This window comes from Stenotrophomonas sp. YJH_SMC_58, from assembly GCF_059369635.1.
Map to the genome: position 1 here is coordinate 12,928 of NZ_JCAFSW010000008.1, position 21,780 is coordinate 34,707.

Here is a 21,780-nt window from a genome sequence, read left to right on the forward strand (position 1 = left end):
TGTATTGCTCCTAGCCATCTCCATTTTCGCGGGTGCGGGACGTTCGCACAGCAGGCGCCTCGACAGCCACATCTTCAGCCGTTTTCGGCACCATCAACAGCTCCGCCAACCCGCGATAGATCGGTACCCTGCACACCAGCCCGGACACACCACGCGCGATCAGCACCGTCGCCAGGATCGGCAACAGCAGGTCGCCGCTGTCGGTCAGCTCCAGCGAGATCACCGCCGAGGTCAGTGGCGCCTGGGTCACACCGGTCAGGTAGGCGCACATGCCCAGCAACACGAACGCGCGCGGGTCCACGCCCGGCATCAGCACTGACAGGTTGTGGCCGAGTCCCGCGCCGACCGCAAACGCAGGTGAGAACAGGCCACCGGGAATGCCCGCCACGTACGAGGCCAGGTTGGCCAGCAGCTTCATCAACCCGAACTCATGGCCGACCAGCGCCTGGCCCTGCACCAGGCTGCGCGCTTGTTCGTAACCGGTGCCGAACGCGCCTTCGCCGAACACCAGGGCCAGCATGACCACCACCAGGCCGCAGCCCGCGGCCAGCAATACCGGATGCCGCTGCCGCAGCTGGCCCAGCCAACGCGGACGGCCCGCCGCGCTGGCCAGTACCGCACGTGCGAACAGCCCGCCCAGCAGGCCCGCCACCACGCCGCACAGCAGGATCGCCAGCCAGCCCTGGCCGAGCGGCAGACGCGCGCTCACATGGCCGAAGTAGGTGTAATTGCCCAACAGACCGAGCGATGCCACGCCACCGACGATCACCGCGGTCAACAGGGTGCCGGAGAAGCGATGTTCGAAACGGCCGCTGAGCTCCTCGATGGCGAAGACGATGCCGGCCAGCGGCGTGTTGAACGCCGCCGCAATACCGGCAGCGCCACCGGCCAACAGGAAGTGCGAGAGCTCGCGGGGATCCTTGAAGCCGAACCAGCGGCCGAACAGATACATCAGGCTTGCGCCTACGTGCACGGTGGGCCCCTCGCGCCCGACCGATGCCCCACCCAGAAGCGACAGCGAAGTCAGCAGCAGCTTGCCGGCCGAAACCGCTGGGGAAAGGTTGGTTTTCCGGAACGGCTCATCGGCCTTGTCCAGCGCAGCGATGACCTGCGGAATGCCGCTGCCCCGCGTGGGCTTCAACACGCCGGAAGTGAGCCAGGCCAGCAGCGCGAAGATGCCCGGCGTGAGCAGCAGGGCCCACCACGGCGAGTGCGAGGTGATGCGCTGGAACAGATGGAAGGCCGCATCGCTGGCCTTGGCAAACAGGATCGCCACCAGTGCCACGGCCACCGCGCCGCCCCACAGCGCGGCGCGGCGGCGCCAGGCCTCGCTGAGGACCAGCGCGGTGATGCGCCCACGAAGGTGGTAAAGATCAAACATGGGAAAGAGTCTGCGCGCCAGCACTTGCGTTGTGCAGCAGGCACTGTGGCTGGACGCCTTGCAGCATGCGGTGAAATGCGGCGCTTCGCTCGATGCTCTATTGCACCGACGATCTGTAAACCAAATTAAAATGCAAATGGTTGACAGCCTCCCCGCGCCCACCCACACTGCCGCCCTCGCTCCACTCGTATCCAAGGTCCCGCCATGGCTGCTGCCATCCGCCACGACTGGCAACACGACGAACTGCAGGCGCTGTTCGATCTGCCGTTTCCCGAGCTGCTGTTCCGCGCCGCCGCGGTGCACCGCGAGCACTTCGATCCGGCGCAGGTGCAGGTGTCCACGCTGTTGTCGGTGAAGACCGGAGGCTGCCCGGAAGACTGCGCGTACTGCCCGCAGGCGCAGCGCTACAGCACCGGGGTGAACGCGCAGAAGCTGATGGAGACCGACGCGGTGCTGGCCAAGGCGCGCCAGGCCAAGGCCGCCGGTGCATCGCGCTTCTGCATGGGTGCCGCGTGGCGATCGCCGAAGGACCGCGACATTCCGAAGGTGGCGGCGATGATCGCCGGGGTGAAGGCGCTGGGCCTGGAGACCTGCGCCACGCTGGGCATGCTCAGTGGCGAGCAGGCGCGTGCGCTGAAGGATGCGGGCCTGGACTACTACAACCACAACCTCGACACCGCGCCGGACTACTACGATTCGATCATCCACACGCGCCAGTACCAGGACCGTCTGGATACGCTGGAGCACGTGCGCGATGCCGGCCTGAAGACCTGCTGCGGTGGCATCGTCGGCATGGGCGAGACGCGCGCGCAGCGCGTCGGCCTGCTGCTGGCGCTGGCCTCGCTGCCGGCACATCCCGATTCGGTGCCGATCAACAAGCTGGTGCAGGTGGCGGGCACGCCGCTGCATGGCAGTGCCGAGCTGGACCCCTTCGAGTTCGTGCGCATGATCGCAGTGGCGCGCATCGCCATGCCGCGCTCGATGGTGCGGCTGTCGGCCGGGCGCGAGGCGATGAGTGACGAACTGCAGGCACTGTGTTTCCTGGCCGGTGCCAACTCGATCTTCTACGGCGACAAACTGCTGACCACCGGCAACCCGGAGAGCGAGCGCGACCTGGCCTTGTTCGCCCGGCTGGGCCTGCAGCCGATGGCGGTGCAGGTGGATGCCGAGGGCCACGACCACGGCGGCACCGTGCACGCCGATATCAGTGCCGATACGCCCGGCTGTGGCTGCGCTCACGCGGCCTGAGACGGGCCGCAAGCAGGCGCCGCGGCAACGCGCTACCCTAGCCGCCCCGTCGACGCATTCAGCCACCATGGCCCGCCCCGACCTGACCGCCCGCCTCCACGCCCAGCGCGCCCTGCGCGATGCCCAAGGCCGTCGCCGCCCGCGACGCACGGTCACCCGTCGCGATGGCGTGCGCCTGGAAGTGGACGGCCAGTGGCAGACCGGCTTCTGCAGCAACGACTACCTCGGCCTGGCCCAGCAGTTCAGCGTGGTCAACGCGCTGCAGGACGCCGCCGCACGCGAAGGCGCTGGCGCCGGTGCCTCGCACCTGGTCTGCGGCCATCATGCCCTGCATGAGGCGCTGGAACGCGAGGTGGCCGAATGGCTTGGCTATCCGCGTGCGCTGCTGTTCGGCAGTGGCTTCGCCGCCAACCTGGCGGTGCAGCAGGCGCTGCTGAGCGAAGAGAACGATGTCTGCGTACAGGACAAGCTCAACCACGCCAGCCTGCTCGATGCCACCCGGTTGGCCGGTGCACGCCTGCGCCGTTATCCGCATCTGGATGCGGAAGGCGCAATGCGTCAGCTCAAGCATGCGCCCGATGGCGCGGCAATGCTGGCCACCGATGGTGTTTTCAGCATGGATGGCGACATCGCACCGCTGCGTGCATTGTCGCTTGTGGCACGCCTGCAGCAGGCGCTGTTCTATGTGGATGATGCGCACGGTGTAGGCGTGGTCGGTGATGGCCGGGGTGCCGTGGCCGCCGCCGGGCTGGGTGTGGACGATGTGCCGCTGCAGCTGGTCACGCTGGGCAAGGCACTGGGCGGTTCGGGTGCACTGGTGCTGGGCCGCGACGACCTGATCGAGCATCTGGCCGAGACCGCACGCCCGTACATCTACACCACCGCCGTGCCACCAGCGATGGCCGCCGCTGCGCTTGAAGCGGTGCGCCTGGCGCGCAGGGACAACTGGCGCCGTTCCAAACTGGCAGACCTGATCGCGCTGTTCCGCAGCGAAGCACGCCGCTATGGGCTGGACCTGATGGCTTCGGACACGCCGATCCAACCGCTGCTGTGCGGCGATGACCACACCGCCGTAGCCATGTCCACGGCGCTGGAACAGGCCGGCTGGCTGGTCGGTGCGATCCGCCCGCCGACCGTGCCGGAAGGCAAGGCGCGCCTGCGGGTGACACTGTCTGCGCTGCACACGCCGGAACAGGTGCGGGGGCTGGTCGAGGCCATCGCCAGCGCGCGCGAACGCGTGGCCCTGGCCGTGCGTGAAGCCGCGCCACCGCCGCTGCCTGTCTTTGCCTGAGTTCCGTGTCGTTGCCCATGCATATTGACGTCACCGGCCGTGGGCCGGACCTGGTGCTGATCCACGGTTGGGCTCTGCAGGGCGGCGTGTTCGCGCCGCTGGTGCAGCGGCTTGCGGACCAGTTCACCCTGCATCTGGTCGACCTGCCCGGCCATGGGCACAGCCGCGAGGACACCACGCCGCTGCGCCTGCCGTTTGTGGTAGGTGCCATTGCCGCGGCTACGCCGCCGGCGGTGTGGTGCGGCTGGTCACTGGGCGGCCTGTTCGCATTGCACGCGGCGGCCACGCTGCCAAAGGTGCGCGGGCTGGCGATGATCGCCGCCACGCCGCGCTTCGTGCGAGGCGATGACTGGCCGCACGCGGTGGAGCCGGCGGTGTTCGAGCAGTTCGGCCGCGAGCTGGCGACCGACTTCGGCGGCACGCTGGAACGCTTCCTCGCGCTGGACGTAATGGGCTCGGCACACGCCCGCGAGGAGCTGCGCACCCTGCGCCAGCGCCTGGTCGAGCGCGGTGCGCCCACCGAACGCGCCCTGCTGGAAGGCCTGCGCCTGCTCGAAAGCACTGACCTGCGCGGCGCACTGCCAACGCTGGGCAAGCCCAGCCTGTGGATCGCCGGCCAGCGTGACCGGCTGGTGTCTCCGGTGGCGATGCAGGCCGCCGCAGCACTGGCCCCGGGTGCGCAGGCGCTGACCATCGCCCACGGCGGCCACGCGCCGTTCCTTGGCCATGCCGACGAAGTGGCCGCCGCCCTGCAACACTTCGTTGCCGCCCTGTCGCCGGCTGATGGCGGACAATGAACACCTTCCGAATTCCGCAGGACTGACGCATGGATCTGGGCATCAACGGCCGCTGGGCACTGGTCTGCGGCGCCAGCAAGGGATTGGGCCTGGGTTGCGCGCGTGCGCTGGTGCGCGAGGGCGTGAACGTGGTGATCGTGGCCCGTGGTGACGCTGCGCTGCAGGCCGCCGCTGAAGAACTGCGTGCCGTGCCCGCCGCTGCCGAGGTGCGCGCGGTTGCCGCCGATGTCACCACCGAGGCCGGCCGTGCTGCGGCACTGGCCGCATGCCCGCAGGTGGACATCCTGGTCAACAACGCCGGTGGTCCGCCGCCCGGTGATTTCCGCAGTTTCGAGCGCGACGACTGGATTGCCGCGCTGGACGCCAACATGCTGGCGCCGATCGCGCTGATCCGCGCCACCGTCGACGCGATGATCGAGCGCGGCTTCGGCCGCATCGTCAACATCACCTCGTCGGCGGTGAAGGCCCCGATCGACATCCTGGCGCTGTCCAACGGCGCGCGCAGCGGCCTGACCGGTTTCGTCGCCGGCCTGTCGCGCCGCACCGTGGCCCACAACGTCACCATCAACAACCTGCTGCCCGGCCAGTTCGACACCGACCGCCTGCGCGCCAACTTCGCCCACAGTGCGGGCAAGGACGGCGATGCTGGCGAAGTGGCCGAGCGCCGCCGCCAGCAGATTCCCGCCGGCCGCTTCGGCACGCCGGACGAGTTCGGCGCCGCCTGCGCCTTCCTGTGCAGTGCGCAGGCCGGTTACCTCACCGGGCAGAACCTGCTGATCGACGGCGGCGCCTACCCCGGTACGTTCTAAGAGACTTTCGCAATGCCGTCCCACTTCGATGCCCGCCACGTCCGCCGCGCGTTCGCGCGTGCCGCCAGCAGCTACGACGCCGCCGCCGCCCTGCAGCGCGAGGTGCAGTCGCGACTGATCGAATCGCTGGACTACCTGGAGGCACGCAAGCCCGAGGTGGTGCTGGACATCGGCGCGGGTACCGGCCATGCCAGTGCGTTGATGAAGAAGCGCTGGCCGAAGGCGCAGGTGATCGCGCTGGATGTGGCGCTGCCGATGCTGGACCAGGCCAAGCGCCAGGCCGGGTGGTGGAAGCCGTTCCAGCGCCTGTGCGGCGATGCCGCCGCGCTGCCGCTGGCCGACAACAGCGTGGATGTGATCTTCAGCAACCTGTGCCTGCAGTGGGTGGACGACCTGCCGGCGGTGTTTGCCGGATTCCGTCGCGTGCTCAAGCCCGGTGGCCTGCTGCTGTGCTCGACCTTCGGCCCGGAAACCCTGGTGGAACTCAACGAAGCGTTCGCCGCCGCCGATGATCGTCCGCACGTGAGCCGCTTCGCGCAGATCGCCCAGTTCGGCGACGCGCTGATGATGGCCGGCTTCCGCGACCCGGTGCTGGACCGCGATCTGTTCACCCTGACCTACGACGACCTGCCCTCGCTGATGCGCGAGCTGCGCGCGATGGGTGCGACCAACGCGCGGGTGGACCGCCGCCATACGCTGACCGGGCGTGGTCGTTTCGCCGCTGCCGCCGCCGCATACGAGCCGATGCGCCGTGCCGACGGCAAGCTGCCCAGCAGCTGGGAAGTGATCTACGCCCACGCCTGGGCACCGGATCCGGGCGCGCCGATCCGCGAAGGCGGGCATGACGTCGCCTCGGTGCCGGTGTCGGCGATTCCGATCCGCCGCAAGCAGACCTGATCGTCTGGTAGTGCCGGCCGCTGGCCGGCAACCTCACGATTCCATGGTGGGCATCTGCCGGCCAGCGGCCGGCACTACCAAATGCGACGCCATACGCGAATCGCTCTGGTGGGTGCCGCCCTTGGTCGGCACAGTGCCGGCAGCATCGCGATCTGACAGATGGTGCCAACCAAGGTTGGCACCCACCAAATTCGGGCGGTGTCGGCGATTCCGATCCGCCGCAAGCAGACCTGATCGTCTGGTAGTGCCGGCCGCTGGCCGGCAACCTCACGATTCCATGGTGGGCATCTGCCGGCCAGCGGCCGGCACTACCCAATGCGACGCCATACGCGAATCGCTCTGGTGGGTGCCGCCCTTGGTCGGCACAGTGCCGGCAGCATCGCGATCTGACAGATGGTGCCAACCAAGGTTGGCACCCACCAAATTCGGGCGTTGTCGGCGATTCCGATCCGCCGCAAACAGACCTGATCGTCTGGTAGTGCCGGCCGCTGGCCGGCAACATCACGATTCCATGGTGGGCATCTGCCGGCCAGCGGCCGGCACTACCCAATGCGACGCCATACGCGAATCGCTCTGGTGGGTGCCGCCCTTGGTCGGCACAGTGCCGGCAGCATCGCGATCTGACAGATGGTCCCAACCAAGGTTGGCACCTACCAGTTCCGAGCGGTGTCGGCGATTCCGATCCGCCGCAAGCAGACCTGATCGTCTGGTAGTGCCGGCCGCTGGCCGGCAACCTCACGATTCCATGGTGGGCATCTGCCGGCCAGCGGCCGGCACTACCCAATGCGACGCCGCGCCCAACGCAGGCTTCCGCCCTCAGGTATTGGCCGGCGAACTCAACGGCGGGCGCACCAGGTCGCGGTGGAAGAAATAGATTTCCTGCACCAGGAAGCGCCAGCTGGTATGGAAGCTGCGGAAGCGCGTGCTGGGCGTGGACGAGGCCAGCGCATCGATGCCGAGCGCCTTGCTCAGGCGCAGCGCGCGCGCCATGTGCAGCGGATCGCTGACGACGATCACCCGGTGCAGGCCGCGCTGGTCCATCAGCCGCTTGGCTTCAACCAGGTTCTGCACGGTATTGCGCGAAGCGGTTTCGATCAGGATCGCATCGTCCGGCACGCCATGCTTCAGCGCGTAGCGCCGCGCCACCTGCGACTCGGAGAAGCGCGCACCGGTGCCGCCATAGCCACCGGTGAAGATCAGCAGCGGCGCATAGCGTGCTTCATACAGATCCAGCCCGTGGCGGATGCGTTCTTCGAACACCGGTGACGGCTTGGCGTCATAGGCGGCCGCACCCAGCACGATGATGGCGTCGGCCTTGGCGGCCTGGTCGCGTTCACCCACCCAGACGATCCAGGCGGTCACGCCCAGCAGCCAGATCACCAGCAGCACGAACAGCCGCCACAACCAGCCCAGCAGGCCGGTGCGTTCGCGGTGCCGCCCGCGGCTCACGCCGCCCCCCAGCGCAGCGCTGGCAGGTCGACGTTGCCGCCGGACAACACCAGGCCCACGCGCAGGCCGGCGAAGCGCTGCGGCTGCGCCAGCACCGCAGCCAGCACGGTGGCCGAAGAGGGCTCCACCACCTGCTTGAGCACGTCCCACAGCAGGCGCATCGCCGCCAGCGTCGCGGCGTCATCGACCACGATCGCCTCGGCACCGGCGGCGCGCAGCAACTCGAAATTGGGCGCGCCGATCAGAGTACGCAGGCCATCGCAGATGGTGTCCGGGGTGAACGCACCCTGGCGCTCGCCGATGGCCAGCGAGCGCGCGGTGTCATCGGCGCCGGCCGGCTCGGCCAGGATCAGCCGGGTCTGCGGACTGGCATGCTGCAGGGCCAGCGCGGTACCGCTGGCCAGGCCACCGCCGCCCACCGGCACCACCAGCGCGTCGAACGGGCCGTCGCTGTGCAGCAGTTCCAGGGCCGCGGTGCCCTGCCCGGCCATCACCGCCGGGTTCGTATAGGGATGCACCAGGGTTGCGCCGGTATCGGCCAGCACCTTGGCGCAGGTGGCCTCGCGGTCGGCGATGGTCGGCGGGCAGCGCCAGAGCGTGGCGCCGTGGCGGGCGATGTTGGCCAGCTTGGCGGCCACCGCCCCCTCCGGCACCACCACATGGCAGGGGATGCCCCGGGTGCGTGCGGCCAGGGCCAGCGCGGCGCCGTGGTTGCCGGAGGAATGGGTCACCACGCCAGCACTGGCGCGATCGGCATCCAGCGACCACACCGCATTGCAGGCACCACGGAACTTGAATGCGCCACCACGCTGCAGGTGCTCGGCCTTGAAGGCCAACTGCGCGCCGGTCATTGCATCGAGGGTGCGCGAGCGCAGCACCGGGGTCACGCTGGCATGCGGGGCAATCCTCGCAGCAGCAAGCAGGACATCATCGGCGCGGGGCAACAGTGAATCGCTCATGACGCAAGATTAACGTATGCCCCCGCGCTGGCGACCGGGGCACAGGTCATGCCAGCATGCAGGCCTACGCCTCCATTCATCCTGGCCAGCCGAATTAAGGGCCGATTCAATGCCCGCGCACGAAGCTGGCTGCACATCCGTCCTCTGGGGGGACCCACCATGAAAATGCGCCTGTTGCTTGCCGGTGGCCTGTTGTTGGGCCTGACTGGCTGCACCACCTACGATTATGTAGGCGGTGGCCGCGGTGGCGGCTACTACCACGGCGCGCCGTCGGTGGAGTACCGCTACCCGGCCGGCTATCCCTACAACTACGGCTACCCGTACTACGGTGGCTATGGCGGCTATTACGGCGGCTATGGCAACCCGTACTACTCGCGCCCGATCTACCGCCCACCGCACAACCACCGCCCGCCGCCGCGTCCGCCCGGCAACGGTGGCGAGAATCGTCCGCCGCCGCCGCCGCGGCCGTCGTACAACGGCGGTTCCCCGTGGCGGAACATGGATTCGATGCGCCGCCCGCCGCAATCGAACATGCAGCCGCCGTCGCCCGCGCCGCAGGCCCGCCCGTCCCCGGCACCGAGTGCGCCGAGGATGAACGGTTCCCCCTGGCGCAACATGGATCGTGCGACGCAGCGCACAGTTGAGCGCTGAACCGTCTTGCATTTCACACGGTCCAAGCCGCAATCTACGCGGACAGTGACGGCCCGCGTCACAAAGTGACAAAAACGACACGGGCCGCCGCAAAAAGCTCTACGTCGATATCCGACAGGAACATCTGGATCCCCCCTGTTCCGGCCCTGTCGGATGTCGGCACCTCTGAAGGCAGACGGCCCCGCAATGCGGGGCCGTTTGTTTTGCCGGGCCGCCAACCGGCGAGAGACCCAGCGTCAGTAGATCCACGCCATGCGTGGACGGGGCCTTTCCCGGCACCCCAAAAAAACAGGGCCGGACAGTCCCCCGACTGCCGGCCCTCTGCTCCCCCACCGTGCGCCTGTACCGGCCCCTGTTCCAATTCCGGTCACGGGCGCCTACGGCGCCAGCCACGGTGGGTGCTATTGGGTTATCTGCAAAAATCCTGCCAACTTTAGGGCTGATTTCGGCGCCGGCCGACCGGTGCCGACGTCCCGGACCCGAATGGCGCTAAAATCGCCACCCCGGCGCCGCCCCCCCGGCCGCGCCCGCCCCCAGCTGAACAGCCCCCATGAATCCGTCCTTCCATCGTTACGACGTCATCGTCATCGGCGGTGGCCACGCTGGCACCGAAGCCGCGCTGGCCGCGGCCCGCACCGGCGTGCGCACCCTGCTGCTGACCCACAACATCGAAACGGTGGGCGCGATGAGCTGCAACCCGGCCATCGGCGGCATCGGCAAGGGCCACCTGGTCAAGGAAATCGACGCCCTGGGCGGTGCGATGGCGCATGCCGCCGACCGCGCCGGCATCCAGTGGCGCACGTTGAACGCCTCCAAGGGCCCGGCCGTGCGTGCCACCCGTTGCCAAGCCGATCGCAACCTGTACCGCATGGCGATCCGCGCCATCGTCGAAGGCCAGGCCAACCTGACCGTGTTCCAAGCCGCAGTGGACGATCTGGTCATCGAAGGCGACGCCGTGCGCGGCGTCATCACCCAGACCGGCCTGCGTTTCGACGCCGGGGCCGTGGTGCTGACGGCCGGTACCTTCCTCGCCGGCAAGATCCACGTGGGCCCCACCCAGTACGCCGCCGGCCGCATGGGCGACCCGCCGGCCACCACGCTGGCCGCGCGCCTGCGCGAGCGCCCGTTCCAGGTGGACCGCCTGAAGACCGGCACGCCGCCGCGCATCGATGGCCGCTCGCTGGACTACAGCGTGATGGACGAACAGCCCGGTGATTCGCCGCGCCCGGTGATGTCCTTCCTCGGCTCGGTGGACGAGCATCCGCAGCAGGTCAGCTGCTGGATCACCCACACCACCGAACAGACCCACCAGATCATCCGCGACGCGCTGCATCGCTCGCCGCTGTACAGCGGCCAGATCGAAGGCATCGGCCCGCGCTACTGCCCGTCCATCGAGGACAAGGTGGTGCGCTTCGCCGAGAAGGCCAGCCACCAGATCTTCGTCGAACCCGAAGGCCTGGGCATCGTCGAGATCTACCCCAACGGCATCTCCACCTCGCTGCCCTTCGACGTGCAGCTGGAGATGGTGCGCAGCATCCGTGGTTTCGAGAACGCGCACATCACCCGCCCCGGCTACGCGATCGAGTACGACTTCTTCGATCCGCGCTGGCTGAAGGCCTCGCTGGAGACCAAGCTGGTCAACGGCCTGTTCTTCGCCGGCCAGATCAACGGCACCACCGGCTATGAAGAAGCGGCCGCGCAGGGCCTGCTGGCCGGCCTCAACGCCGCACGCCAGGTACGTGGACTGGATGGCTGGTGCCCGCGCCGCGACGAGGCGTACCTGGGCGTGCTGGTGGATGACCTGATCACCCACGGCACCAACGAGCCCTACCGCATGTTCACCAGCCGCGCCGAATACCGCCTGCAGCTGCGCGAGGACAATGCCGACCAGCGCCTGACCCCCGCCGGCCGCGAAATGGGCCTGGTGGATGACCATCGCTGGAGCGCGTTCGAGACCAAGCAGGCTGCCGTCGCCGCCGAGCGCGCGCGCCTGGGCGCACTGTGGGCGACCCCGGCCAATGCGCTGGGCCGCGAGGTACAGGACACGCTGGGCGTGGCGGTCAGCCGCGAAACCAATGTGCTGGACCTGATCAAGCGCCCCGAGCTGGATTACGCGCAGCTGATGCAGGTGCCGTCGCTGGGCCCGGCCGTGGCCGACGCCAAGGTGGCCGAGCAGGTGGAGATCGGCGTGAAGTACGCCGGCTACCTAGATCGCCAGCGCGAGGAAATCGAGCGCCAGCAGCGGCACGAAGCCACGCCGATCGCTGAAGCCTTCGATTATGCGACGGTACGCGGGCTGTCGGCCGAAGCGCTGCAGAAGCTGGAGCGCGTGCGCCCGCAGACCATCGGCCAGGCGCAGCGCATCCCGGGCATGACCCCGGCAGCGATCTCGCTGCTGCTGGTGCATCTGGAGCGGGCGCGCCGCGGCCGCGTGGCATAAGCGGTCGCACCTGCTTCTGGTGGGTGCCGACCTTGGTCGGCACATGAGTCTGCCCTGGTGGGTGCCGACCCTGGTCGGCACGAATCATCAGATCGCGATGCTGCATGCATTTGTGCCGACCAAGGTCGGCACCTACCGGAGCGGAAGACACACCCACATTGGCGGGCGCGTTACCGCGCGTCGGCGCCGCCACCCAACACCTTGAACAGCGTCACCCGGTTGCCCGCCTCCTGCTGCTGCAGGGCGATCAGGTCCTGCTGCGCGGCATACAGGCTGCGCTGCGCATCCAACGACTGCAGGTAGCCATCCAGTCCGGTGCGGTAGCGCGCATCGGCCAAGGTGTAGCTGCGCTGGCTGTCAGCCACCAACGCGCGTTGCGCGTCCAGCTGCGCGGTCAGGTGATCGCGCGTGGCCAGCGCATCGGCCACCTCACTGAAGGCCTGCTGGATCGCCTTCTCGTACTGCGCGATGCCGATGTCCTTGCCGATCTTCGAGGCATCCAGCGAGGCCTTCAGTGCACCGGCATGGAAGATCGGCGCGGTGATGCTGGGCGCGAACGACCAGCCACGGGTGCCGGCCGAGAACAGCGTCGACAACGCGGTGGAACTGTGGCCGTAGTTGGCGGTCAACGCCAGCGTCGGGAAGAATGCGGCGCGCGCGGCACCGATATCGGCGTTGGCTGCCTGCAATGCATGCTCGGCGGACAGCACGTCCGGACGCTGCAGCAACACGCTGGACGGCAGGTTGGCGGGCAGCGGCGCCAATGCGACGCTGCCACCCAGCGCCTGCGCGGTTGGCAGCAGGGCCGGATCCAGCGGTGCCCCCACCAACAGCTGCAATGCATCGCGATCCTGCGCCTGCTGGGCCTGCAGCTTCGCCAGCGCACCGCGCGCGGCTTCCACGCTGGTCTGCACCTGCGACAGGTCCAGGCCCGAGGCCAGCCCCTGTGCATGGCGGGCCTCGGTGCGCTGAAGGGTCTGCTGCTGGCTGTCCAGCGTTTGTTGCGTGAATGCCAGCGACTGCTCGTCGGCCGCCAGCGCCAGCCACGCCGTCGCCACTTCAGCCACCAGGCTGGTGCGCGCGGCGCGCTGGTTCTCGGCGCTGGCCAGCCAGTTCTGCAGCGCCTCGTTCTTCAAGCTGCGGATACGCCCGAACAGGTCCAGCTCCCAGCTGCTGATGCCCACCTGCACGGCATCGGATTCGGTCACCTGGGTGACGCCGGTCTCGCTGTTGGCATCGCTCACCCGCGAACGGGTGACACTGCCGCTGGCATCCACCGGCGGCAGCGGTGCCGCGCGCTGGATGCGGTACTGCGCGCGCTCCTTCTCCACCTGCAGCACCGCCACGCGCAGGTCGCGGTTGTTCTGCAGCGCCAGCGCGATGACCTGCTGCAGGCGCGGTTCCAGGAACACGTCGCGCCAGGCCGGCATCGCCAGTGCCGGTTCGGCCGCGCCGATGGCGGCATTGCCGAACTGTGCCGGCACCGGCGCCTCGGGTCGCTGGTAGTGCGGGGCCATGCTCACGCAGCCGCCCAGCACGGCGGTCATCGTTGCGGCCGCCAGGGCGCGCAGCAGCATCGGCTTCATGGGCTTGTCTCCGGGACAGTGGCGTCGGCCGACGCGCGGCCCGGGAACAGGCGGCGCACCAGCAGGTAGAACAACGGCACGAAGAACATGCCCAGCACCATCGAGGCCACCGTACCACCGGCCACGCCGGTACCCAGCGAACGGCGCGCGGCCGAACCGGCCCCGGTGGCGAACACCAGCGGCAACACGCCCATCAGGAACGCCAGCGAAGTCATCACGATCGGCCGCAGCCGCAGGTAGACCGCCTGCAGGATTGCGTCGCGGGTGTCCCTGCCCTGCTGTTCGAGGATGCGCGCGAACTCGACGATCAGGATGCCGTTCTTCGCTGCCAGACCAATCGTGGTCAGCAGGCCGACCTGGAAGTACACGTCGTTGTTGAGGCCACGCAGGTTCATCATCAGCACCGCACCGAACACACCCACCGGCACCGCCAGCATCACCGCGAACGGCACCGCCCAGCTTTCATACAGCGCGGCCAGGCACAGGAACACGAACAGCAGCGAGATGGCGTACAGCATTGGCGCCTGGTTGCCCGACAACTGTTCCTGGTAGGCCATGTCCGACCAGGCATGGCTGAAGCCTTCCGGCAGTGTGTCGGCCAGCCGCGCGATCTCGGCCATCGCCTCGCCGGAGCTGACGCCCGGCGCCGGCTGTCCGGTGATTTCCATCGCTGATACGCCGTTGTAGCGCTGCAGTGCGGCCGGCGCACTGGTCCAATGCGTGCTGATCAGCGACGACAGCGGCACCATCTGCCCGGCCTGGTTGCGCACGCTCCAGCGCTCGATGTCCTGCGGCTGCATGCGTGCTTCGGCGGTGCCCTGGATGAACACCTTCTTGATGCGTCCCTTGTAGATGAAGTTGTTGACGAAGTCGCCGCCCAACGCCGCGTTCAAGGTGTCATTGACGTCCTGCGGGTTCACGCCCATCGCCTGCGCCTTGGCGTCGTCCACCTTCACCGCGTATACCGGCGCGTCTTCCAGGCTGGCGTAGCGCACGTTGACCAGCTTCGGGTCCTTGGCGGCTTCTTTCAGCAGCGTGTTGCGCGCGGCCACGGCGGCGGCATGGCCGGCACCGCCTTCGTCCTGCAGTTCCAGGGTGAAGCCACCCGCATCGCCGAGGCCCAGGATGGCCGGTGGCGAGGTGATGAACACCTGCGCATCGGGCACGCTGGCCATCGCCCGCGTCAAGCGTGCGGCGATGGTATCGGCGTCGTCCTTGCGGTCATCCCAGTCCTTCAGGCGGATGAAGGCCTGGCCGACGTTCTGGCCGCTGCCGGTAACACTGAAGCCGGCGGTGGCCTGGATCGAGAGCACGCCGTCGTCCTTCACCGCGACGGCACTCAGACGATCCATCACCGCCCGCGTCTGCTCCAGCGTGGAACCGGCCGGCAGCTTCACCAGCGCGTTGAGCATGCCCTGGTCTTCATCGGGCAGGAACGCGCCCGGCAGGTGCCACAGCAACAGGCCGGTGGCCACGCTCAGCACCAGGTAGAACAGCACGCCCAGCGAGCGGCGGCCGAGGAAACGATCCACGCGGTGACGCAGGCCGTTGGAGGTACGCTCGAAGCGGTGGTTGAACCAGATGAAGAACTTGCCCAGCAGGCTCGGCTCGCCACCGTGGTCGCCATGCGGATGGCCGCCCTTGGGAATCTGGTGCAGGATGCTGCCACACAGTGCCGGGGTGATGGTCATCGCCACCAGCACCGACAGGATCATCGCGGCGGCGATCGTCACCGAGAACTGGCGATAGATCACCCCGGTTACACCGCTGAAGAACGCCATCGGCAGGAACACCGCGGTCAGCACCAGCACGATGCCGACCAGCGCGCCGGTGATCTGGCCCATCGCCTTCAGCGTGGCCGGCTTCGGCGCCAGCCCTTCGAAGGTCATCACCCGCTCTACGTTCTCCACCACCACAATGGCATCGTCCACCAGCAGGCCGATGGCCAGCACCAGTGCGAACATGGTCAGGGTGTTGATCGAATACCCGAATGCAGCCAGCACGCCGAACGTGCCCAGCAGCACCACCGGCACCGCGATGGTCGGGATCAGCGTGGCGCGCCAGTTCTGCAGGAACAGGTACATCACCAGCACCACCAGGATGATCGCTTCGATCAGGGTGATCACCACTTCCTTCAGCGAAATGGTCACGAATGGCGTGGTGGTGAAGGCCACGTGGGCGGTGTAGCCATGCGGCCAGTACTTCTGCAGCTGCTGAAGCCGTGCATCGATGGCCTTGGAGACGGCGATCGCGTTGGCACCGGCATTGAGTTCAATGCCCAGCGACGCCGACGGCTTGCCATTGAAGGTGCTGATGCTGTCGTAGCTTTCCGGCCCGAGGCCGATCTTCGCCACGTCGCCCAGACGCACCACGCTGCCGTTGGCATCGGCCTTGAGCACCACCTGCGCGAACTGCTCGGGCGTGTGCAGGCGGCTGCGCGCGGTTACCGTGGCGTCGAGCTGCTGGCCCTTCAGCGCCGGCTGGCCACCCAGCTCACCGGCGGAGACATCGGTGTTCTGTGCCTGCAGTGCGGTCTCGATGTCCGACGGCATCAGCGCGTACTGGCGCATCTTCTCCGGATCCAGCCAGATGCGCATGGCGTATTCCTGGCCGATCGGCTGGATGTTGCCGACACCGCTGACGCGGCTGATCTGGTCATCGATGCGCGCTTCCATGAAGTTGGCGACATCGAAGTTGTCCATGCTGCCGTCTTCGCTGGTGAACGACAGCACCTCGAAGATCGAACCACTGGACTTGGTGATGGTCAGGCCGTTCTGCTGCACCGCCTGCGGCAGCGTGGCCATGGCGGCCTGCAGCTGGTTCTGCACCTGCACCTGCGCGGTATCCGGATTGGTACCGGTGGCGAACACCAGGTTGACCTGCGCCGAGCCGTCGGAGGCACTGGTCGAGGTCATGTACATCAGGTGATCGAGGCTTTGCTGGGACTGCTCGATGACCTGGGTGACCGCGTTTTCCACGGTCTGCGACGAGGCGCCGGTGTAGGTGGCGCGGATGGTGATGGTGGGCGGGGCGATCTGCGGGTAGCGGTCCACCGGCAGGATCAGGATCGCGAGCAGGCCGAGCAGGCTGACCGCGATGGCGATCACCCAGGCGAAGATCGGCCGGTCGATGAAGAAACGAACCATGTGGGCCAGGCCTCAGTGCGACTTTTCGTCGGTGTTGCCGTTCGGATCGACCGCCGGCATCGCCGCCAACTGCGCCGTCGTGGCCGCCACCGCTTTCACCTGCTGGCCGAGCGATACCGCGCTGCCGTTGCTGACGATCACCCGTTCGCCAGCCTTGAGGCCGCTGGTGATCTGCCACTGGTTACCGACCACCTGGCCGGTGCTGACGCGGCGCTCGACCACATGATCCTTGGCGTCGAGCAGGCGCAGCAGCGGTTCGCCGCGTTCGTTGCGCACCACCGCCTTCTGCGGCACCAGCAGGGCACGCGCGTCGGTGGCCATCGGCAGCACCGCCTTCAGGTACATGCCCGGCAACAGCAGGCCGTCCGGGTTCGGAATGACCGCGCGCAGCTTCACGTTGCCGGTGCCCGGATCCACTGCGCTGCCGACGAACTCCAAGGTGCCTTCATGCGCGTAGGTGCTGCCGTCCTCCAGCAGCACCTTTACCTGTGCCTTGCCATCGATGGCCTTCACCAGGCCCGCATCGAGCTGCTTGCGCAGCGCCAGCATCTGCGTGCTGGACTGGGTGACATCCAGGTACACCGGGTCCAGCCGCTGGATGGTGGCCAGTGCCGTATCCTGGCCGGCCGCGACCAGCGCGCCGGCGGTGACGCTGGAGGTGCCGATGCGGCCGTCGATGGGGGCGGTCACCCGGGTGTAGTCGAGGTTGATGCGGGCAGCCTGCAATGCAGCGCGCGCGGCAATCACGTTGGCCTGCGCCTGCTTCAATGCCGAGGTGGCATCGTCGGCGTCCTGCTTGCTGGCTGCATCCATGCTCACCAGCGCGCGGGTACGCTCGGCCTTCGGCTGTGCCGACAACACGGTAGCCTCGGCCTGCGCCAGCTGCCCGCGCGCGGTATCGAAGGCCGCCTGGTACGGTGCCGGGTCGACCTGGTACAGCAGCTGCCCTGCCTTGACCTGCTGGCCTTCGGTGAACAACCGCTGGCGGATCAGGCCGCCGACCTGCGGCCGCACCTCGGAGATCTCGAACGGCACGGCACGGCCGGGCAAGGTCTGCTGGAGTGCCAGCGGCTGCGCGCGGGCGATGATGACGCCCACTTCGGGCATGGCCGGGGCATCGGTCCTGCCCGCCGAACAGGCCGCCAGGGCCAGCAGCAGGGGCAACAGCAGGGGACGCGGGGAACGGGACAGCGGGCGCAGGAGGGACATGGGGGGCGTGGGGGCCTTGCGTTGACCCGTGCACGCTGCCGTGAAACTGTGCAGAGAATATGGAGATTGTGCGACGGGCTCAGCTGGCGCTTGCTTTCGGCGCCGCATGCGCCGCTAATGGCCTTCGCGATGGCGAAGTTCCAACTCAAATTCGGCCTGACCGCGAAGACCTTCCTCGCGATCTTCACCGCCTGCCTGCTGGTGCTGGCAGTGAACGGTGTTGCCAGCCGCGTGGCCTTCCAGACCGGCTTCCTGGACTACCTCAACGACCAGGGCGACCTGCGCATGCAGCGGCTGATGCCACACCTGCAGCGCGAGTACCGCGAGCACGGTGGCTGGGAGCATCTGCACGGTGATGGCGACCGCTGGGCGCGGCTGCTGCGCCCGGACCTGGCCCATGGGCACGAAGGACCGGTGCCGTCGCTGTCCGACCAGACCGGCGTGCCGTCGCGCCTGGGCCTGTTCGACGCGCAGCACCGTTTCGTGGCCGGCAACCCCGACGCCACCAGCGATGACGAGCCGCATGCGGTGCAGGTGGACGGGCAGACCGTCGGTTGGCTGGGCATGGTGCCGTTCCAGACCGTCATCGCCACCAACGACCTGAATTTCTACAACACCCAGGTGCGCGCCTGGTGGGTGATCGGCATCGCGCTACTGCTGGTGACGGTACTGCTGGCCTGGCTGGTATCGCGTGCGCTGCGCCAGCGCCTTGCCAAGCTGGCCGCTGCCACCCACCGGTTAGCCGCCGGTGACTACGCCACCCGCATCGAGCGCACCAGTGACGATGAGCTGGACGCGCTGGTCAACGACTTCAACCGGATGGCGCAGGCGCTGGACGATACCGAACGCAACCGCCGCGCCTTCATTGCCGACATCTCGCATGAGCTGCGCACGCCATTGGCCGTGGTGCGCGCCGAGCTGGAGGCGATCGAAGATGGCATCCGTCCGCTGGACCGGGCCAACCTGGTGGGCCTGCAGGGCGAGATCCGCCAGCTGGGCAAGCTGATCGACGACCTGCACGACCTGTCGATGACCCAGTCCGGCGGCCTGGCGTACCGCTTCGCGCCACTGGACCTGGTGGCGCTGCTGCGCAGCGAACTCAATGGCATGCGCGTGCGCTTCGCCAATGCAGGCCTGGCGTTGGAAGAAGACCTGCCCGCCACGCCGTTGCAGGTGTCCGGTGACGAACGGCGCCTGCAGCAGGTGCTGGCCAACCTGCTGGAAAACGCACTGCGCTACACCCATGCCGGTGGCCGCGTACGCGTGCAGGCAGCGCGCGTGCCTGCCGGCGTGCAGCTGGTCGTGGAAGACACCGCGCCGGGCGTTCCGCCCGACAAGTGTGCACTGCTGTTCGAACGCTTCTACCGCGTGGAAAGTTCGCGCAACCGCGCCAGTGGCGGCAGCGGGCTGGGCCTGGCCATCAGCCACAACATCATCCTCGCCCACCACGGCGTCATCCACGCCGCGCCCTCGCCGCTGGGCGGGCTGCGCGTGGTCATCAGCCTGCCGGAGCCTGCATGAGCACGTCGCCCGCCACGTCCACGAAGATCCTGATCGTCGAGGACGAGCCGCGCCTGGCCTCGGTACTGCGCGACTACCTGGCCGCCGCCGGCATGGCCAGCGAGTGGGTGGACGACGGTGGCCAGGTGATCGACGCATTCGCGCGCTACCAGCCCGACCTGGTGCTGCTGGACCTGATGCTGCCGCAGCGCGACGGTGTGGACCTGTGCCGCGAACTGCGTGCCAGCAGCGATGTACCGGTCATCATGGTCACCGCACGGGTGGAAGAGATCGACCGCCTGCTGGGCCTGGAGATCGGCGCCGACGACTACATCTGCAAGCCGTTCAGTCCGCGCGAAGTGGTCGCGCGGGTAATGGCGGTGCTGCGCCGCTACCGCCCGGACCCGGGTGCGCGCGCCAACGGTGGCCTGCACATCGACGAGCCGGCCGCACGCGCCACCTGGAACGGCAAGGGCCTGGACCTGACGCCGGTGGAGTACCGCCTGCTGCGCACGCTGCTGGCCACCCCGGGCCGGATCTGGGCGCGCGATGAACTGCTCGACCGGCTGTACCTGGACCATCGCGTGGTGGTCGACCGCACCGTCGACAGCCATGTGCGCAACCTGCGCCGCAAGCTGGCCGACGCCGGCATGGAAGGCGAGCCGATCCGTTCGGTGTACGGCATGGGCTACAGCTACGAACCCTAGCCGGTAGTGCCGGCCGCTGGCCGGCAACCGCGCGGTACGCCTGGATTTCCGTGGTTGCCGGCCAGCGGCCGGCACTACCGGTGCGCACCTGCGTTACAGTCGAGCACGCTCGACATTACGAACACAACTGCATGGACGACATCCACCCGATCGCGCCGGACAAGCGCGCCGCCATCCTTTCCACCCTGGCTGACATCGAACAGCGCTACGACGTACGCGTGCTGCTGGCGTGCGAGTCGGGCAGCCGCGGCTGGGGCTTTTCCTCGCCCGACAGCGACTACGACGCGCGCTTCATCTACGTGCATCGCCAGCCTTGGTATCTCAGCGTCAACGAGAGCACCGGTCCCGGCGAAGCGCAGCGCGATGTGATCGAACTGCCGATCGACGATGAGCTCGACGTGAGCGGCTGGGACCTGCGCAAGGCACTGCGACTGGTTTCAAAATCCAATCCGACACTGATCGAGTGGCTGCGCTCGCCGATCGTCTACCAGCAGGATCAGGCGGCGGTGTCACAGTTGTGGGAAGCAGCGAAAGCGTTCCATTCACCGCTGGGCACCTGGTGGCACTACTTCAACATGGCGCGCTCGAACCATCGCGGCTACCTGCGTGGCGAAACGGTGCGCACCAAGAAGTACCTGTACGTGCTGCGCCCACTGCTGGCCTGCCAGTGGATAGAGCACGAACAGACACCCCCGCCGATGGCCTTCGAGGATCTGCTGGACCGGCTGCTGCCAGACGGTGCGGTGCGTGAAGTCATCGATGCCCTGCTGGCGGTCAAACGGGCCAGCGCCGAGGTCGCTGCCGGGCCGCGCATTGCGGCGATCAGCGACTACATCGATCGTGAACTGGCCATCCGGACTGCGCAGGCGCCACAGCTGCCCGCCGGACGAGGTGATGCTGCGTGGCTGGATGAGCTGTTCCGGCAGATGCTGGCCGAGCACGCGCCTGAATGAAGAGCCGCACCTGCCTCTGGTAGTGCCGGCCGCTGGCCGGCAACCGCGCGGCACGCTTGGATTTCCGTGGTTGCCGGCCAGCGGCCGGCACTACCCGCGGCAGGCACGCGGCGTGCGGACCACGCGGGTATCATCGTCGCGAACGCCCTGATTTCCGGAGACCCCGATGAACCCGCTGCGCCCCTTCCGCGACAAGATGCCCGTCCTCGGCGAGCGCGTGTACATCGACCCGTCGTGCACGATCATCGGTGACGTGGAACTGGGCGACGACGTGTCGGTGTGGCCGGGCACGGTCATCCGCGGTGACGTCAATTACGTACGCATCGGTGCACGCACCAACGTGCAGGACGGCACCATCATCCACGTCAGCCACCACAGCCCGTACAACAAGGCCGGCTACCCGACCCTGATCGGCGAAGGCGTGACCGTCGGCCACGGCTGCATCATCCACGCCTGCACGATCGGCGATTACAGCCTGATCGGCATGGGCGCCTGCATCCTCGACGGTGCCCGCGTGGAGCGCCATGGCTTCGTCGGCGCCGGTGCGGTGATCGGCCCCGGCAAGGTGGTGGGCGAAGGCGAGCTGTGGGTCGGCAACCCTGCCCGGCCGGCACGCACGCTGAGCGACAAGGAGATCGAGTCGCTGCAGTACTCGGCCGATCACTACGTGCGGCTGAAGGACGAATACCGGGGCTGAGCAGCCAACGCTGCCGCGCGGCTCTGCTAAAGTCTGGGCCCGACCAGGACCTGTCGAGAC

17 protein-coding genes are annotated in these 21,780 nt (G+C 68.1%); 11 read left to right on the forward strand and 6 right to left on the reverse strand.

All coding sequences use genetic code 11. The features are described 5' to 3' along the window. Positions 1-10: 10 nt before the first annotated feature. Complete coding sequence (locus tag AC5P68_RS11765; protein ID WP_231522636.1) at positions 11-1,381, reverse strand: chloride channel protein; 1,371 nt, start codon at positions 1,379-1,381, stop codon at positions 11-13. Positions 1,382-1,585: 204 nt separating this feature from the next. On the opposite strand from AC5P68_RS11765, the gene bioB reads away from it, so the two are divergent. From bioB to bioC, 5 genes are all read left to right on the forward strand, one after another. Then, the gene (gene bioB, locus AC5P68_RS11770) at positions 1,586-2,629 is read left to right on the forward strand and encodes a biotin synthase BioB (RefSeq protein WP_005414796.1); all 1,044 of its coding nucleotides are present in this window, start codon (positions 1,586-1,588) and stop codon (positions 2,627-2,629) included. Between the two features lie 67 nt (positions 2,630-2,696). Next, complete coding sequence (gene bioF, locus AC5P68_RS11775) at positions 2,697-3,920, forward strand: 8-amino-7-oxononanoate synthase (protein ID WP_049433592.1); 1,224 nt, start codon at positions 2,697-2,699, stop codon at positions 3,918-3,920. A gap of 17 nt (positions 3,921-3,937) precedes the next feature. After that, positions 3,938-4,717 (forward strand): pimeloyl-ACP methyl ester esterase BioH, encoded by a 780-nt coding sequence (gene bioH / locus AC5P68_RS11780; protein WP_033833757.1) that lies wholly within the window; start codon positions 3,938-3,940, stop codon positions 4,715-4,717. 29 nt (positions 4,718-4,746) lie between these two features. Beyond that, complete coding sequence (locus AC5P68_RS11785; RefSeq protein ID WP_049453741.1) at positions 4,747-5,526, forward strand: SDR family oxidoreductase; 780 nt, start codon at positions 4,747-4,749, stop codon at positions 5,524-5,526. Between the two features lie 12 nt (positions 5,527-5,538). Next, positions 5,539-6,423, forward strand: a complete 885-nt coding sequence (gene bioC, locus AC5P68_RS11790; RefSeq protein WP_005414800.1) for a malonyl-ACP O-methyltransferase BioC — start codon at positions 5,539-5,541, stop codon at positions 6,421-6,423. An 816-nt stretch (positions 6,424-7,239) separates the two neighbouring features. Here bioC and AC5P68_RS11795 read toward each other — a convergent pair. Next, positions 7,240-7,884, reverse strand: coding sequence for a YdcF family protein (locus AC5P68_RS11795; protein ID WP_024958800.1), 645 nt, complete (start codon positions 7,882-7,884; stop codon positions 7,240-7,242). Then, positions 7,869-8,831 (reverse strand): pyridoxal-phosphate dependent enzyme, encoded by a 963-nt coding sequence (locus AC5P68_RS11800; protein ID WP_495217044.1) that lies wholly within the window; start codon positions 8,829-8,831, stop codon positions 7,869-7,871. Before AC5P68_RS11800 ends, AC5P68_RS11795 begins: the two co-directional genes overlap by 16 nt. Before the next feature lie 159 nt (positions 8,832-8,990). On the opposite strand from AC5P68_RS11800, the gene AC5P68_RS11805 reads away from it, so the two are divergent. Both AC5P68_RS11805 and mnmG read left to right on the forward strand, forming a co-directional pair. Next, entirely contained in the window at positions 8,991-9,482 is a 492-nt protein-coding gene (locus AC5P68_RS11805) for a hypothetical protein (RefSeq protein WP_005411522.1), read from the forward strand. Positions 9,483-10,032: 550 nt separating this feature from the next. Further along, complete coding sequence (mnmG, locus tag AC5P68_RS11810) at positions 10,033-11,922, forward strand: tRNA uridine-5-carboxymethylaminomethyl(34) synthesis enzyme MnmG (protein ID WP_495217046.1); 1,890 nt, start codon at positions 10,033-10,035, stop codon at positions 11,920-11,922. Between the two features lie 170 nt (positions 11,923-12,092). Here mnmG and smeC read toward each other — a convergent pair whose 3' ends face one another. The 3 genes from smeC to smeA are packed head-to-tail and all read right to left on the reverse strand — an operon-like array spanning position 12,093 to position 17,863. After that, entirely contained in the window at positions 12,093-13,508 is a 1,416-nt protein-coding gene (gene smeC / locus AC5P68_RS11815; RefSeq protein WP_495217048.1) for a multidrug efflux transporter outer membrane subunit SmeC, read from the reverse strand. Then, complete coding sequence (gene smeB / locus AC5P68_RS11820; RefSeq protein ID WP_033833766.1) at positions 13,505-16,654, reverse strand: multidrug efflux RND transporter permease subunit SmeB; 3,150 nt, start codon at positions 16,652-16,654, stop codon at positions 13,505-13,507. The genes smeC and smeB overlap by 4 nt, the downstream gene beginning before the upstream one ends. A gap of 12 nt (positions 16,655-16,666) precedes the next feature. Next, positions 16,667-17,863, reverse strand: coding sequence for a multidrug efflux RND transporter periplasmic adaptor subunit SmeA (smeA, locus tag AC5P68_RS11825; protein ID WP_049403680.1), 1,197 nt, complete (start codon positions 17,861-17,863; stop codon positions 16,667-16,669). A gap of 117 nt (positions 17,864-17,980) precedes the next feature. On the opposite strand from smeA, the gene baeS reads away from it, so the two are divergent. From baeS to AC5P68_RS11845, 4 genes are all read left to right on the forward strand, one after another. Next, positions 17,981-19,384 carry a sensor histidine kinase efflux regulator BaeS gene (gene baeS / locus AC5P68_RS11830; RefSeq protein ID WP_033833768.1) on the forward strand — a complete coding sequence of 468 codons (1,404 nt, stop codon included), beginning with the start codon at positions 17,981-17,983 and terminating at the stop codon, positions 19,382-19,384. Then, the gene (locus tag AC5P68_RS11835) at positions 19,381-20,070 is read left to right on the forward strand and encodes a response regulator (protein WP_005414809.1); all 690 of its coding nucleotides are present in this window, start codon (positions 19,381-19,383) and stop codon (positions 20,068-20,070) included. The genes baeS and AC5P68_RS11835 overlap by 4 nt, the downstream gene beginning before the upstream one ends. 131 nt (positions 20,071-20,201) lie before the next feature. Beyond that, on the forward strand, positions 20,202-21,023 hold the full coding sequence (locus AC5P68_RS11840; RefSeq protein ID WP_005414810.1) for a nucleotidyltransferase domain-containing protein: 822 nt from the start codon (positions 20,202-20,204) through the stop codon (positions 21,021-21,023). A gap of 166 nt (positions 21,024-21,189) precedes the next feature. Then, the gene (locus tag AC5P68_RS11845) at positions 21,190-21,720 is read left to right on the forward strand and encodes a gamma carbonic anhydrase family protein (RefSeq protein WP_033833769.1); all 531 of its coding nucleotides are present in this window, start codon (positions 21,190-21,192) and stop codon (positions 21,718-21,720) included. Positions 21,721-21,780: the final 60 nt, after the last annotated feature.